Annotated in this window: 16 protein-coding genes; 7 read left to right on the forward strand and 9 right to left on the reverse strand. The window is 65.7% G+C overall.

Annotated features, from left to right (window positions below):
- Positions 1-28: 28 nt before the first annotated feature.
- From smc to HHL25_RS10125, 3 genes are all read right to left on the reverse strand, one after another.
- On the reverse strand, positions 29-3,496 hold the full coding sequence (gene smc, locus HHL25_RS10115) for a chromosome segregation protein SMC (protein ID WP_169589907.1): 3,468 nt from the start codon (positions 3,494-3,496) through the stop codon (positions 29-31).
- Between the two features lie 168 nt (positions 3,497-3,664).
- Positions 3,665-4,462, reverse strand: a complete 798-nt coding sequence (locus tag HHL25_RS10120; protein WP_169589910.1) for a DsbA family protein — start codon at positions 4,460-4,462, stop codon at positions 3,665-3,667.
- A 144-nt stretch (positions 4,463-4,606) separates the two neighbouring features.
- On the reverse strand, positions 4,607-5,104 hold the full coding sequence (locus HHL25_RS10125; protein WP_169589913.1) for a DUF721 domain-containing protein: 498 nt from the start codon (positions 5,102-5,104) through the stop codon (positions 4,607-4,609).
- A gap of 93 nt (positions 5,105-5,197) precedes the next feature.
- On the opposite strand from HHL25_RS10125, the gene mutY reads away from it, so the two are divergent.
- The 3 genes from mutY to HHL25_RS10140 all read left to right on the forward strand — a co-directional run bounded on the left by mutY (position 5,198) and on the right by HHL25_RS10140 (position 7,676).
- Positions 5,198-6,286, forward strand: a complete 1,089-nt coding sequence (gene mutY / locus HHL25_RS10130) for an A/G-specific adenine glycosylase (RefSeq protein ID WP_169589915.1) — start codon at positions 5,198-5,200, stop codon at positions 6,284-6,286.
- A gap of 3 nt (positions 6,287-6,289) precedes the next feature.
- Positions 6,290-6,904 (forward strand): HAD family hydrolase, encoded by a 615-nt coding sequence (locus HHL25_RS10135; RefSeq protein ID WP_169589917.1) that lies wholly within the window; start codon positions 6,290-6,292, stop codon positions 6,902-6,904.
- A gap of 409 nt (positions 6,905-7,313) precedes the next feature.
- Positions 7,314-7,676: a nuclear transport factor 2 family protein gene (locus tag HHL25_RS10140; protein WP_169589920.1), complete on the forward strand. Its 363-nt coding sequence runs from the start codon at positions 7,314-7,316 to the stop codon at positions 7,674-7,676.
- A gap of 111 nt (positions 7,677-7,787) precedes the next feature.
- Here the strand turns inward: HHL25_RS10140 and HHL25_RS10145 are convergent, their stop codons facing one another.
- The 4 genes from HHL25_RS10145 to HHL25_RS10160 all read right to left on the reverse strand — a co-directional run bounded on the left by HHL25_RS10145 (position 7,788) and on the right by HHL25_RS10160 (position 11,082).
- The gene (locus HHL25_RS10145) at positions 7,788-8,918 is read right to left on the reverse strand and encodes a site-specific DNA-methyltransferase (protein ID WP_169589922.1); all 1,131 of its coding nucleotides are present in this window, start codon (positions 8,916-8,918) and stop codon (positions 7,788-7,790) included.
- A gap of 235 nt (positions 8,919-9,153) precedes the next feature.
- Positions 9,154-9,576, reverse strand: a complete 423-nt coding sequence (locus HHL25_RS10150; RefSeq protein WP_169589924.1) for a DUF1284 domain-containing protein — start codon at positions 9,574-9,576, stop codon at positions 9,154-9,156.
- A 31-nt stretch (positions 9,577-9,607) separates the two neighbouring features.
- A complete protein-coding gene (locus HHL25_RS10155; RefSeq protein WP_169589926.1) occupies positions 9,608-10,195 on the reverse strand; it encodes a biotin transporter BioY in 588 nt (195 codons plus the stop codon).
- A gap of 218 nt (positions 10,196-10,413) precedes the next feature.
- On the reverse strand, positions 10,414-11,082 hold the full coding sequence (locus tag HHL25_RS10160) for a GntR family transcriptional regulator (protein ID WP_169589929.1): 669 nt from the start codon (positions 11,080-11,082) through the stop codon (positions 10,414-10,416).
- Between the two features lie 261 nt (positions 11,083-11,343).
- Between HHL25_RS10160 and HHL25_RS10165 the strand changes: the two genes are divergently transcribed.
- Positions 11,344-12,201, forward strand: a complete 858-nt coding sequence (locus tag HHL25_RS10165) for a carbonic anhydrase (protein WP_246701772.1) — start codon at positions 11,344-11,346, stop codon at positions 12,199-12,201.
- A gap of 11 nt (positions 12,202-12,212) precedes the next feature.
- On the opposite strand, the gene HHL25_RS10170 is transcribed toward HHL25_RS10165, so the two are convergent.
- Together HHL25_RS10170 and HHL25_RS10175 are read right to left on the reverse strand one after the other, a co-directional pair.
- Positions 12,213-12,557, reverse strand: a complete 345-nt coding sequence (locus tag HHL25_RS10170) for an antibiotic biosynthesis monooxygenase family protein (protein WP_169589932.1) — start codon at positions 12,555-12,557, stop codon at positions 12,213-12,215.
- Positions 12,554-12,883: an NIPSNAP family protein gene (locus HHL25_RS10175; protein WP_169589934.1), complete on the reverse strand. Its 330-nt coding sequence runs from the start codon at positions 12,881-12,883 to the stop codon at positions 12,554-12,556. The genes HHL25_RS10170 and HHL25_RS10175 overlap by 4 nt, the downstream gene beginning before the upstream one ends.
- 83 nt (positions 12,884-12,966) lie before the next feature.
- Here HHL25_RS10175 and HHL25_RS10180 point away from each other — a divergent pair, with 83 nt between their 5' ends.
- From HHL25_RS10180 to HHL25_RS10190, 3 genes are all read left to right on the forward strand, one after another.
- Complete coding sequence (locus HHL25_RS10180; RefSeq protein WP_169589937.1) at positions 12,967-13,653, forward strand: ArsR/SmtB family transcription factor; 687 nt, start codon at positions 12,967-12,969, stop codon at positions 13,651-13,653.
- A gap of 122 nt (positions 13,654-13,775) precedes the next feature.
- A complete protein-coding gene (locus HHL25_RS10185; RefSeq protein ID WP_169589939.1) occupies positions 13,776-14,120 on the forward strand; it encodes a DMT family transporter in 345 nt (114 codons plus the stop codon).
- Positions 14,121-14,122: 2 nt separating this feature from the next.
- Positions 14,123-14,686: a TetR/AcrR family transcriptional regulator gene (locus tag HHL25_RS10190; RefSeq protein ID WP_169589940.1), complete on the forward strand. Its 564-nt coding sequence runs from the start codon at positions 14,123-14,125 to the stop codon at positions 14,684-14,686.
- The last annotated feature ends 14 nt before the right edge of the window (positions 14,687-14,700 follow it).

Consider the following 14,700-nt stretch of genomic DNA (forward strand, 5'->3'; position numbering starts at 1 on the left):
ACGCCTCCCCCCATTCCCGCAAAACGACTCAGACGGCCTCGCGTTCGCGCAGTGCCTCGGCGGTCTCAAGGTCGACCGAAACCAGCTGGCTGACGCCCTGTTCCGCCATGGTGACGCCGAACAGGCGGTTCATGCGGGCCATGGTGATCGGGTTGTGGGTGATGATGACGAAACGGGTCTCGGTCGAGGCGGCCATTTCGTCCATCAGGTTGCAGTAGCGCTCGACATTGTGGTCGTCGAGCGGCGCATCCACCTCGTCCAGCACGCAGATCGGCGCCGGATTTGTGAGGAACACCGCGAAGATCAGTGCCATGGCGGTCAGCGCCTGTTCGCCGCCCGAAAGCAGCGTCATGGTCTGCGGCTTCTTGCCCGGCGGACGGGCGAGGATTTCAAGACCGGCCTCGAGCGGGTCCTCGCTCTCGATCAGTTGCAACTCGGCGGTGCCGCCGTTGAAGAGATGGGTGAAGAGCCGCTGGAACTGGGCGTTGACCACGTCGAAGGCGGCGATCAGGCGTTCGCGGCCCTCGCGGTTGAGGCTCTGGATGGCGCCGCGCAGCTTCTTGATCGCATCGATGATGTCGTCGCGCTCCTTGATCAGCGCCGCCAGCCGTTCGGACAGTTCCTTCTGTTCCTCCTCGGCGCGCAGATTGACGGCGCCAAGGCGCTCGCGCTCGATGCGGAGCCGGTCGAGGTCGCGTTCGACCTCGCGCAGATCGGGGATTTCCGACGGGTCCTTGAGGCCGGTCAGGCGGAAGGCCTCGTGCGGGGGAACGGCGAGCGCCTCCTGAATTCGGGCTTCGGCCTCCTTGCGCCAGTCGCGGGCCGACACCAGGCGCTCTTCGGCGCGACCGCGCTTTTCGCGGCTTTCGGCCAGTTCGGCGAGGGCGGCGGCCGCCTTCTGGTCGGCCTCGCGCTGCCGGCTTTCGGCTTCCACCAGCCGATCGGCCGCAGCCCGTCGGGCCGCTTCGGCCTTTTCAAGCTCGTTCATCAGGGCGCGGCGCTTCTCGTCGAACTCGTCGGGCGCGAGCTCCAGGCCGATCATTTCGTCCTGGGCCTCGGCCTCGCGGTCGCGCAGCGTCGCGATATGTTCCTCGGCGCTCAGCGCCCTCGTCTGCCAGGTCGAACGCTCCTGCCGGATCGCCAGCACCCGGCGGCGACGGCTTTCGTCCTCACGGGCAAGCCCCTCGAAACGGGCACGCGTTTCGGCCAGGCGACCGCGATCGGTTGCCACCTCGGCTTCCGCCTCGCGCAGCCGCATGTCGAGGGCGGAGAGGTCCGGGGTCTCCTCGATCTCGATGCGGGCGTTTTCCTCCTGCTCGAGCGCTTCCTCGATCTGGGCGTTCAGGCCGTTGACCGCCTCCTCGATGACGACGCGCCGGCGGATCAGGTCGCCGGAGGCCCGCTCGGCCTGGGTCAATGCCTCGCGGGATTCGGCGAGATGGCGGACCGAAAGCCGCTGCATGTCGCGGGCTTCGGCAAGGCGGGTCTCCTCCATGCGGATCGCGTCGACCGCCTCGGCGAGCCGTTCCTCGGCATCGCTCAGGGCATAAGCCGCCTCCTCGAGCTCCGTCTCGATCTCGGCCAGGCGGTTCTTCTGGGCGAGACGCAGGGCTGCGGCACTCGGCGCTTCCGAGCCGGTGACGTGGCCGTCCCAGCGATAGACCGCCCCTTCCCGCGTCACCAGACGCTGGCCGGGTAGAAGCTTCGGCATCAGGGCAAGCGCGGTGGCGGCATCGGCGACCACGCCGATCTGGCGAAGCCGGCGGGTGAGCGCGGCCGGCGCCTTCACCCGGGAAAGCAGTACCTCGACTCCGGCGGCCAGCGCCGGATCGGAAGAGCCGTCGCCATTGAGCAGCCAGTGGGCGGGAGCGGCCGCGTCGAGCGGGCTGTCGAGATCGTCACCCAAGGCGGCACCGACCGCCGTTTCGAAACCGCGGTCGACGGTCAGCTCCTCGGCAACTGGGGCATAATCTCCGGAAACGGCAGAGGCGAGCATGCGGGAAATGGTGCGCGCCTCGGTTTCGAGCGCGTTTAGCCTGGAGCGGGCGGCCTCGAGCGGCTGGCGCAGGAGACTTTCAGTACGGCGGGCCTCGGCCAGGCTGCCCTCGATTTCCGCGGCGACGGCCTCGCTGTCGGCGAGCGCCTGTTCGGCCGCCTCGACCATCTCGCGCTTTTCCTCTGGATCGGGAAGGGCTGAAATGCGGTCGGCGACCTGCTGCAGCTCGCCATTCGCCTCCTCGACCTGCCGGGCCAGGCGCTGGCGGCGGTCGGCGAGATCGCGGATCAGGCGCTCCAGCTGGTTGCGGCCGGCAGCCGCCTCGGCGCGCTCGGAGGTGAGCGCGGCGAAGCGCTTCTCGCTTTCGGAGAGGGTCGCGGCCGCCGCCTCGAAGGCAATGCGGGCTTCTTCTCCGTAGCGACCGGAATCGGCGAGGATGTCTTCAAGTTCGGCCTCTTCCGAGGTCAGCCGCTCGATCACCTCGGCATTGTCGGCGACCAGGCGCTCCTCGCGGCGGATGTCCCCGGAAAGCTGGGCCAGACGGCGGGTCAACTCGTCGCGGCGGCGAAGCAGGCGGCTCGCCTCCTCGTCGAGCTGGGTGCGGGCGATCTGCAGGCGCTGGAGGGCGGCGGCGGCGCGCGCTTCCTCCTCGCGCAGCTCCGGCATCTTCAGGCTGGCGATCCCTTGCGCCTTGGCCGCCTCCATCTGGGCTTGCGCCTTTTCGGCGACGATTGAGGTCGCCTGGTTGAGGGCACTTTCCGCCTCGCCTTCGGCCTGCTTGGCCTGGCTCCAGCGGATGTGCAGCAGAATTGCCTCATGCGCCCGGATGTCTGCAGACAGCATCTTGAAGCGGTTGGCCTGGCGGGCCTGGCGCTTCAGGCTCTCGATCTGCGTCTCGAGCTGGGCGGTGATGTCTTCCAGCCGCTCCAGATTGGTCTCGGCGGCGCGCAGCCTCAGTTCCGCCTCGTGGCGACGCGAATGCAGGCCGGAAATGCCGGCCGCTTCTTCCAGAAGCTGGCGGCGCGCCTGGGGTTTTGCCGCGATCAGCTCGCCGATGCGGCCCTGGCCGACCATCGAGGGCGAGCGGGCGCCGGTCGAGGCGTCGGCAAACAGGAGCTGCACGTCCTTGGCGCGGGCTTCCTTGCCGTTGATGCGATAGATCGATCCCTCGCCGCGCTCGATGCGGCGCGTCACCTGGATCTCGTCGGCATCGTTGAAGGCGGCGGGCGCGGTGCGGTCGGCATTGTCGAGATAGAGGCCAACCTCGGCCGTGTTGCGGGCGGGCCGGTTTCCGGACCCGGAGAAGATCACGTCGTCCATGCCGGACGCGCGCATGTTCTTGTAGGAGTTCTCCCCCATCACCCAGCGCAGCGCCTCGACAAGGTTCGACTTGCCGCAGCCGTTCGGCCCGACGACACCGGTCAGGCCGCGCTCGATGATGAATTCGGTCGGTTCGACGAAGGACTTGAAGCCCAGCAGGCGCAGGCGATTGAACTTCATGACTACACCCTCCCCTTGAGGGGGAGGGTCGGAGCAAAGCTCCGGGGTGGGGTGATCGTCACGAGTGTCACCCCCACCCGCGCATTCGCGCGACCTCCCCCCTCAAGGGGGAGGTAAGAAACGGGCGCGCGGGTTTCCCCGCCGCCCGTCGAAAAGTCGGTGCGCCGATCAGAGCAGGCTGTCGATGAGCGCGGACATGGTTTCAACCGACATGTCTCCCGAATAGCTCTTGCCGTTGATCAGGAAGGTCGGCGTCGACTGAATGCCGTAATCCTTGGCCGCGCGGTCCCTGACTGCCGTCACATCACCGGCAAGTTTCGCGTTCGTCAAGCAGGCGTCGAAGCTCTCCTGTGTAAAACCGCCGAGTTTCGACAGTTGCAGCATGGCGCCGCGAACATCGTTGTCCGCCGGGGCGGCCCAGCTCATCTGCTGCTTGAGGAACATCGAGACGAAGGGGAAGTAGCGGTCTTCCGGCGTGCAGCGCGCCAGCATGAAGGCGGCGAGCGACGCGGTGTCCTGCGGGAACGGGAATTCGCGCAGCACGAAATAGACCTTGCCGCCGTCGACATACTTGGCCTTGATCGCGTCGAAGGTCTTGGCGTGGAAGTTGGCGCAATGTGGGCAGGTCATCGACATGTATTCGACGATCTTGACCGGTGCGTTCGGATCGCCGAGCGCCATTTCCTTGAGCGGACCGGGCTTCAAGACTTCGGCCATGTCGACGTCGCGGTCGGAGGTCGGCAGCTCGACCTTGGCGGCGGGGGCTGCCGGCTCGGCGGCGGGGGCCGGCGTCTGGGTCTGGGCGGTTTCGGTCGCGGGTGCCGCGGTGCCGGTTTCGGCGGGCTTTGCAGCCTCGGCGGCCTTGTCGCCGTCGTCGCTGCAGGCGGCGAGCGCCATGCTCATGGCGACGAGAGCGACGCCGCCGAGCAGGCGGCGCTTGGTGAGGGACTGTTCGAGTATCGACATCAATGCACCCTGATGACTGTTTTGAAGTTGCCAACCGTTATATCGCCAGATGGCGGCAAACAAGGCGGTGGGGTGGCCGTTCCATCAAAGAATCGTGACTTCCGAACGGCTAAAGCATTAAATCTTCTTCATGTTCGCCGCGCGCTACTTGCGACGCTGCGACATCACGCCCGTGCCGAGCCGTTCGATCGCCTGCCTGAGCTTGTCGTCGGTGATGCCTTCCAGCAATCCGGCGAGCTTCCTTGCCTTCTCACCCTCAAGCTTGCGCGGGCGAGATGGCTTCAGGGTGGCGACCGACACCGGCTTCTGGACGATGCGGATCTGGCCGATCGCCGGATAACCGAAAAAGCCGTTGATGCGGGCGATGAGTTCGCCCTGGGCGTGGCTCAAGAAGAGCGCGCGGGCGCCCTCGCAGGCGATCGTCAGCACGCCGGGTCTATGGCCACCCTCGTTGCCCGGATCGCCGCGGCGGGGCCAGGCGATCTTTTCCGGCCGCGAACAGTCGGCGAAATTCTCGCCGGCGATCTCGTCCCAGGAACCGAGCAAGGCCGTCGTGATCCCGGCGCGACGGGCCAGCACCGGATCGATGATACCGTTCGCCACCTCGGAGATCTGGATCACGCCTTTTCGCGGAGCACTCATGGAATACCGTGGAGCCTTTCACTCCGACCCTTGATCGGCGGGTCGATTTGTCCAGATATAAGGCACTTTCCCCCTCACCGGCAAACGAAGCGCGTGACAATCCATAAGAAACCCGCGGCAAGCGCCCTGCTTTCCTGGTACGACCGCCACCATCGCGAGCTTCCCTGGCGGATCTCGCCGGCGATGGCCCGGCGCGGCGTGAAGCCCGATCCCTACCACATCTGGCTCTCCGAGGTGATGCTGCAGCAGACCACGGTCGCGGCAGTGAAGGCCTATTTCGCCAAGTTCATCGCGCTCTGGCCGAGCGTCGACGACCTGGCGAGGGCGCCCGCAGAGGACGTGATGGTCGCCTGGGCCGGGCTTGGATATTATGCGCGGGCCCGCAATCTGAAGAAATGCGCCGAGGCGGTCGCGGCCGACCATGGCGGGCGCTTCCCCGACACCGAGGAGGGGTTGAAGAGCCTGCCCGGGATCGGCGACTACACGGCGGCTGCCGTGGCGGCGATCGCTTTCAACCGGCAGGCGGCAGTGATGGACGGCAATGTCGAACGGGTGATCTCGCGGCTTCACGCCATCGATGGGCCCCTGCCCGGCTCCAAGCCCCAGATGAAGGAAAAGGTCGCCGCGATGACGCCGGCCGACCGGCCGGGCGATTTCGCCCAGGCGATGATGGATCTGGGCGCGACGATCTGCACCCCGAAACGGCCGGCCTGCGCGCTCTGTCCGTTCAACGACGTCTGCCTGGCGCTTGCGACCGACGAGCCGGAGCGCTTTCCGGTCAAAGCGGCGAAGAAGGAGAAGCCGGTCCGGCAGGGCGCGGCCTTCGTCGCCGTCGACGAGGACGGGCATCTGCTCCTGCGCCGCCGTCCCGACAGCGGGCTGCTGGGCGGCATGACCGAGGTGCCGACCACCGGCTGGACGGCACGGGTCGACGGCGAAACGGGAACCGATGCTGCGCCCTTTGCTGCCGACTGGCAGGCCTGCGGCACCGTCACCCATGTCTTCACCCATTTCGAGCTCAGGCTCGGGGTCTACCGGGTGCATCTCGCGCGCACGGAGGCCGGCGCCGTTCACGGCTTCTGGGCGCCGGTCACAAATCTTGACGCCGAAGCGCTGCCGACTGTCATGAAAAAAGCAATTGCGCAGGCTATTCCATCCGCCTTTTCGACAACCAAGGGATAAGACATGTCCGAGCCCATCCGCCACATCGTGTTCGACATCGGCAAGGTGCTGATCCACTATGATCCGAACCTGCCCTTCAGCCGGATCATTCCCGATGAGACGGAACGTCGGTGGTTCTTCGAGAACGTCTGCACGCATGACTGGAACCTCGAACAGGACCGCGGCCGCGGCTGGGCCGAGGCCGAGGCGCTGCTGATCGACCGGTTTCCGGAGCAGGAGGAGAACATCCGCGCCTTCCGGCAGAACTGGCACGAAATGGTGCCCTATGCCTATGACGACAGCGTCGCGATCATGACCGGCCTGATCGACGCCGGCTTCGACGTCACCATGCTGACCAACTTCGCCGCCGACACCTTCGTCGAGGCCCGGCGCATGTATCCGTTCCTCAACCTGCCGCGCGGCGTGACCGTCTCGGGCGAGATCGGCCTGCTCAAGCCGGATGTGGCGATCTACGAGCGCCACGCCAACGACTTCGGTCTCGAACCGGCCGCAGCGCTGTTCATCGATGACGTGAGCGCCAATGCCCAGGGCGCCCGCGACGCCGGCTGGCAGGCGGTACAATTCACCGGAGCCGACAAGCTCAAAGCCGACCTCAGGGAACTGGGCGTGGCGATCTGAGGCTTCTATCCGGTACGGGATTTATCAGGCATCTGGCGGTTGGTTCCGCAAGGTTTTAGGGAACGCCTGAAAAAGATGCTGGCGCAGGCGGGAATGGCGGTCCCCGTCCTGCGCCAGTTCGACCGTCAAGACGGTCGAATTCACAAAGGCTTCCGGCTGCCGGTGGCAAGGTCGTGCAGGACCGTTGGCCGCGACGACGCCGGGTTCACATGATGGAAAACGCCGTTTGGCTCTCAGGCCATGCCGCCAGCTTCGGCGTCGTCCCCATGTTTCGCAGCCATGATTAGGTGGCCCGGCTTGTCCGAAACTTTCGGCCGGGCGAAGATGGCGTCATTGACAATTGGTATGTGTCGGCGCCGCGGCGGAGAGACCTGGCGGCCGACATGCCCTTCCCGCTTCCGGAGCCATGATGCCCTTCGATCCCGTTGCCGCCGCCCGCCGCTTTCACGACGCCATCAATGCCCTCGACTTCGAAACGATCGAGGATTTCTTCGCGGAGGATGCCGTCTACGGCTCGGTGAAGGTCGGGGGTTTGAGCGGCCGGGACGACATCATGGCGGCCTTCCGTCGCTATTTTGCGACCTATCCCGACCAGGTCGCCGTCGACGAACTCACCGAGCAAGTGTCGCCGGTGGCGGCACGCGCCGTCTGGCGCCTGAAGGCGACGAATGCCGAGACCGGCGAGCCGCTGGTGCGCTTCGGCGAGGAAACGATCACCTTCAACGCCAAGGGCAAGATCATCTCGGTCGACGTCACCGACTACAAGGTGTGAAACGGGATGACGCCCGAAGCGTTTCCGCTCCGGGCGTCAAGGCTCTCCCGCCGGGACTAGAGGTACAAGACCGGCCGGAGAATTTCCGGACTGGCAAAGCTGGGCGGATCGTCAGTCCAGCTTTGCCAGCCCACTGCGGATGACGGCCCGGAACTCGTCGATCGGGCGCAGGGAGTGCCCGTCATCGACATGCCAGAACGTCCATCCGTTACACGCATCAACGCCCTGCACCTTCGCGCCCAGGCGATGAATGGAACCGGCCTCGCTGCCCGAGGCGAGCGTGCCGTCGGCGCGCACGACCGCCGAATGGCGGCGCCGCGCGCAGGTGAGAACCTGGCCGGGCTTGACCAGGCCGCTTTCAAGAAGCGTGGTGAAGGCGACGCGCGGCTCGGCCTTCTTGCCCGTCAGAACCGTCAGTTCGGTCTTGCCAAGCGGGGTCACGCCGGCAATGCGGGCGGACGCTGCATCGATATAGTCCTGTTCGCGCTCGATGCCGACGAAATGACGGCCGAGGCGTTTTGCCACCGCACCCGTGGTGCCGGAGCCGAAGAAGGGATCGAGCACGATGTCGCCCGGCTTGGTGGAGGCCATGATGACGCGGGCGAGCAGCGCTTCCGGCTTCTGGGTCGGATGAACCTTCTTGCCGTCGTCGCCCTTCAGGCGTTCGCCGCCGGAGCAGATCGGGAACAGCCAGTCGGAGCGCATCTGGACGTCGTCGTTCGACGCCTTCAGCGCATCGTAATTGAAGGTGTAGCCCTTGGCCTTCGGATCGGGCGAAGCCCAGATCATCGTCTCGTGGGCATTCTGGAACCGGCGGCCCTTGAAGTTCGGCATCGGGTTGGTCTTGCGCCAGACGATGTCGTTGAGGATCCAGAAGTTGAGATCCTGGAGCGTCGCGCCGACGCGGAAGATGTTATGGTAGGAGCCGATGACCCAGATGGTGCCGGTCGGCTTCAGGACGCGGCGGCAGGCGAGCAGCCAGGCGCGGGTGAAAGCATCATAGGCCTCGAAGGAAGCGAACTGGTCCCATTCGTCGTCGCAGGCGTCGACGAGGCTCTGGTCCGGGCGATGCAGCGCGCCGCCGAGCTGCAGATTGTACGGCGGATCGGCAAAGATCACGTCGACCGACTTGTCGGGAAGGGCTTCGAGGGCGGCAACGCAATCGCCCTTGATGATGCTGTCGACCCAGGAGAACGGATCCGAAGAACGGCGAAGTTCGGCAAGCGGAAATACGGAAGCCATCGGTTACTCACTCTTACGCTGACGCAGCACGGGATAACGAGGCTCATGGTTACCGAACTTGGTTACCAAAGGCTGAAGGGAAGTTGAGAAAATCCATTGGCAACAGCGGTTTCGTGCCGAAGAGAGACGGAAGATGGTGAATCGCCGAGGGCTTCGGGAAGGGCACAAGGCGGAGATGAAGGCCGGGCAGTGCCGCTTCCCTCTTCTCCCCATCGGGAAGAAGGACAGCCGTCACCTACGGGAGCACCCTCACCCCGAGATAGCCACCATCGGCGACACCGTCGCAGAGAGTTGACCATTCGCAGCCGGAACAGGCCGTGCGGATTTTGCCGGTCGCAAAGGTCTTTCGCAGGCGGGTGATCAGGCTTGCCGTCGGGGTGAACCGCGTGCCGGGCGGCAACGGCCCGCCGAGCAAGGCTGCGACGGCATCGAGCGCCGCCACATCGCGCCTGACGACACCATCTCCCAGGCAATGGCAGTCGGCGTCGCGCAGGAGCGGTGCGCAAATATCGTCAGGGCCCTCGACGATCTCGATCTCTTCGCCGGCCGTAAGCCGTGCGGCGATATGCTCGTAGTTTGCGACGAAGGCCGGGGAATAGCCCCGACCGACATAGGTCAGCATGCAGAGCAGGTGATGGGCGCGAAGCCTGACCGTCATGACCTGCCCTGCCGTTCGCTCGGGCCCCGGCTCAGAGGTCGACGCGGGTCACGGCTCGACGGCCGATGGCCATCAGCAGGGCGGCGGCGAGCGCCGACTTCAGCACCGCGCCAAGGACGAAGGGCGTGACGCCGAGGCTCAGGCCCTTTTCGACACCGATCAGATAGCTCAGCCACGCACCGCCGACGGCGAGGCAGACGAGGTTCGCCAGGAGATGCGCGGAGAAGCTCGCCACGACGCGGCTGCCGGTCCAGCCCTTTTCGGCGAGGTAGCCGGCAAGCGCGGCGATCAGCGGGAAGGAGGCGAGGTAGCCGGCGGTCGGGCCGACGAAGGGCGCGAGCCCCGCCCCGCCATTGGCGAGAACCGGAAGCCCCATCATCGCCTCGCCGAGCCAGGCGAGAACAGTCAAGGCGCCGAGACGCCAGCCATAGAGCACGCCGATCATGGTGAGCGCGAAGGTCTGCATGGTGATCGGGACCGGAACCATCGGCACGCTGACCTGCGAGGCCAGCGCCAGGACCGCCGTGCCGATCAACAGCAGGATCGACTGGACGGCCAGGGAACGGTTCTCGATACCGAGCGGATCGAAACGATGGGCAGAAGCAGACATGGATGTCATCACACTCTCCATTTTATAGATAATTTAATTCACGACGAATCTTTTATCTATAAAATTCTGCGAGGCAAGCACTTGGGACGACAAAACCAGCCAGAAAGCAGATTGAGACTGAGATACAAACCGCAGGAGCCTGAAAAAAGCAAAGGGAATTCAGCCTCGTCCGCGTAGGAAACGTGCGACAGTCCACAGGCGTCGAATTTTTATCTATAATTTTTCGATCAGCCGACGATGGCGAAACCCTGGTCGTCGCGGCCGCCGGTCTGCGGCATTGGCGCGCGGCCGATCCACTGGACGTGGCGCTCGAGGATGCGGCAGGCCTCGCCGGCATCCCCGGCGCGCAGGGCGGCAAGAATCGCCCGGTGGTCGTGGTCGGTGCGGGCCTCCCAGGCAGCGCGCCAGGCGACGAAAAGAAACCGGGCGCTGACGGCATGCAGATCGTCGATGACGGTGAGCAGGCGCGGCATGTCGCAGGTCGAGACGATCAGCCGGTGGAAGCGGCGATTGGCTTCCTCCCAGGTCTGGACATCCCTGGCGGCATCGGCATCGGCGGCGGCCTGCTCCGCGGCATCGAGCACGGCGGGCGTCAAGTTGGGCGCCGCGTGCCTCAGCGCCAGAACCTCGAGCGCGGCGCGCATCTCGGCGATCTCGCGGACCTGCTTCAGGTCGAAGGCGGCTACACGAACGCCGCGGCGCGGGATACTGACGACAAGGCCCTGCGCCTCCAGTCGCCGGAACGCCTCGCGGACGGGCACGTGGCTCGCCCCAAATTCCTCGGCGATATGATCCTGGCCGAGGCGGGAACCGGGCACCAGCTCGCCATGGATGATCCGCTCCGCGAGGGCGCGGCTGATGCGGCTGGCGAGCGTGTTGTCCTGATCCTTTTCCATGGAACCTGCATAGTCAGCGTCGCGTGGCTTGTCGAGCGCACCCCCATGCGCCCCATCCCGCCTTCCGAGCCCTCCAGCCCAAAAACAGTCAGGCCGAGCAGCGAAAAGAGGCATTTCAGAAAAACATAATTTACCAATGCCCGGGACAATCGCCGACGGCCAACCGCCTGCGCGCAACGAGGGGTTCCTTGCGCGGGAGGCGGATGGCGATCGCCGGGGCAGCCCGGATTCGACCAATTCCTAGACTGGGGGATCAAGGGCATGTGCCTCGATTGCGAAACGACCGGCCTCAACCGCCGCAAACTGATGAAACTCGCCGGTTTCGGACTGGCAGCTGGCGCGCTTGCGTCGGGCGCCTCGGCCAACGAGCAGAAGAAGCCGGCCCACGAAGCGGAGCAGGCCGCGGACGCCCATGGTGCGGACGCGCATGCCGCCGAGGCCCCCGCATCGGAAGGGCATGCAACGGAAACGCATGCAGCGGAAGCACCGGCCGCGGCAGCCCACGAGGCCGAAACCGGCGGCCTGACGCCGAAGCAGGCGCTTTCCAAGCTTCGCGAAGGCAATCGTCGCTTCGTCGAGGATGCCAATGCCTGCGCCTCCAATCTGGCGCACCGGCGGGAGGAACTGGCCGGCGGCCAGCATCCCTGGGCGATCGTGCTCACCTGCTCCGACAGCCGCGTGACGCCGGAGCTGATCTTCGGCGGCGTGACGCTCGGCGAACTCTTCGTCATCCGCAATGCCGGCAACGTGCTCGACACGAGTGCGCTCGGAACGATCGAATACGGGGCGGAGCATCTGCATGCGCCGCTGATCGTGGTGATGGGCCACAAGAAGTGCGGGGCGGTCGCGGCCGCCTGCGACGTCGTGCAGAAAGGCACCGAACTCGACGGCTCGATCGGCAAGATGGTGCAGCCGATCCTGCCGGTCGCGCTTGCGGCGCTGTTCAAGTCGGAGGACTTCGTCGGCCAGACCGTGCGCAACAACGCGGTTTCGGGCGCCGCGCGGATCATGCGCGAGAGCCCGATCGTCGCCCACCTCGTCGAGGAGGGCAAGGTCCGCATCGTGCCGGCCGTCTACGACATCGAGACCGGCGAAGTCGAGTTCATCAGCAAGGCCTGACCGGCAAACCTTCAGCCGAGGGCCGCCCGGCTGTCGCCCGGCGCTTCCTCGCGCTCGGCAAGGCCGTAGTCGCGAAGAACATGGGCGACGCGCAGGCGGTAGTCGGCAAAAACGCCGCCGCGTCCGGCGCGCTGGGCCTCGCGATGTTCCTGCGTTTCGCGCCAGCGGCGAACCGCCTCCTCATCCCGCCAAAAGGACAGCGAAAGCAGCTTGCCCCTGACAGACAGGCTCTCGAAGCGTTCGACCGAGATGAAGCCGTCCATCTGCTCGAGGCTCGCCCGCAATTCGCCGGCGAGATCGAGATAGCGGTGACGTTCGCCGACATAAGGCGTCACCTCGAAGATCACGGCGATCACGGCCGTATCCCCTTCGCCGGCTCGCCCGACACGCGCTTCACGAAAATCCGGTCCTCTTCGAGAATGAAACGCTCGCGGGCAGCGAAGTCGTAATTCGCCCTGCCCAACGGATCGGCGGCTAGACGGGCGCGATAGGCCTCGTAGGCTGCCAGATCCTCGATATGGTAGATACCGTAGGCGGTGGTGGCCGAGCCTTCGTGCGGGGCGAAATAGCCGACAAGGTCTGCCCCGCAGCGCGGGATCGCCTCACCCCAGTTGCGGGCATAGGCGGCGAACTGGTCGCGGGCGAAGGGATCGATCCGGTAGCGGATGACACAGGTAATCATGGGGTCTCCTTTTCTGCGGCGACATCAACCGCCCCCTCTCCTCGCATGTTGCCAGACGACGATGCTTCGATTACGATCGAAGCATGAGTGAAGGACCAGACATTGCGCGCCTTGCCGCCCTGATCGGTGACCCCGCCCGGGCGAACATGCTGCTCTCGCTGATGGACGGGCGGGCCCTGACGGCGACCGAGCTTGCCGGGGCGGCCGGCATCACCCTGCAGACGGCAAGCTCCCATCTGGCAAAACTCGAGGACGGCGGGCTGCTTGCCCAGCGCAAGCAGGGCCGGCACCGCTATTTCACTCTTGCCGATCCGGCCGTCGGCCGGATGATCGAGGGGCTGATGGGTTTTGCGGCGAGCCGCGGCCATGTACGCCACCGGGCGGGTCCCAAAGAGCCGGCGCTGCGAAAGGCGCGGGTCTGCTACGACCACCTCGCCGGCGATTACGGGGTGCGGATGCTCGACAGCCTGCGCGCGTCCGGCGCGATTGCGGGCGACGAGGAGCATCCGCAACTGACCGCCGCCGGCGATGTTCTGATGGCGAGCCACGGCATCGACGTCGACGGACTGAAGGCGCTGCGCCGTCCGCTCTGCCGTGCCTGCCTCGACTGGAGCGAGCGGCGCCACCACCTTTCCGGCTCACTCGGCAAGGCGCTGCTCGACCACATGCTCGACAAGGGCCATGCCCGGCGCGAGGCCGGCAGCCGTGTCGTCGCCTTTTCACCGGAAGGCGAGCGGCGGTTTGCGGCCATGTTTCCCCTGCCTGACTGATATCCTCCAGCCAATGCAGCGGCCCGGCTGAAACCGCTCGGAGCGGGGTCGACACCACTTGCAAAGAAACCGACCAGACGGTATCTTTGATGACAGTTATATCCGTCCCCCGAGAGTTTTCCATGAATGCCATGCTCATCAACTACGCCTCGCTTGCTGCCGCCATCGTGTTCGAGGTGATCGGCACGACCTTCCTGCAGAAGTCCGAGCAGTTCAGCAGGCTCGTGCCGACAGGGGCCATGGTGTTTTTCTACGTGGTCTCCTTCTATCTCCTGTCGCAGGCGCTCAAGGGGCTTCCGCTCGGTGTCGCCTATGCGATGTGGAGCGGGCTCGGCATCGTCTTGACGGCGATCGTCGGCATCGTGGTGTTCAAGCAGTCGCTGGACAATCCGGCGCTTGCCGGCATGGGACTGATCATCGCGGGCGTCGTCGTGATGAACGCGTTCTCCAGCTCGGTTTCGCACTGACCATGGCGACGGCACATCACCGCAAGAAGGAACCCGACAAGGTTCGCCGCTCGCTGATCGAGCGGACGGCCAAGCTCGCGCTCGACCAGGGGCCGGCAGCGATCACGATCCAGGCGGTCGCCGAGGCGGCGGGCGTGACCAAGGGCGGGTTGCTGCATCACTTTTCCAGCAAGCAGGCGCTGATCGAGGCGGTGTTCGATGACCTCCTCAAACAGTTCAGCGACGAGATCGACCGCTTCATGGCGGACGATCCGGAACCGATCGGCCGCTTCACCCGCGCCTATGTCCGGGCCGCATTCGCCGACCACAAGCTCGGAACCCGCAGCCCGTGGGCGGCACTTTCGGCGACGACCATCTTCGATCCTGCAATGCGGAAACAGTGGTCGAACTGGCTCGACGCCCGCCTCGAGGTCCACAGCGCGACCGACAACTCCCCGCGCCTGGAAATCGTCAGGCTTGCGGCAGACGGCGTCTGGATGGCCGACCTGATGGGCCAGGGGCGCCCGGTGACCCGCGATCTTTCGCATCTCGAACCGCAACTTTTGGCGCTCGCCTCGGAAAAGTGACGCGCAGCAACCGC

This window comes from Rhizobium terricola (genome assembly GCF_012927355.1).
GTDB classification, from domain to species: Bacteria; Pseudomonadota; Alphaproteobacteria; order Rhizobiales; family Rhizobiaceae; genus Allorhizobium; species Allorhizobium terricola.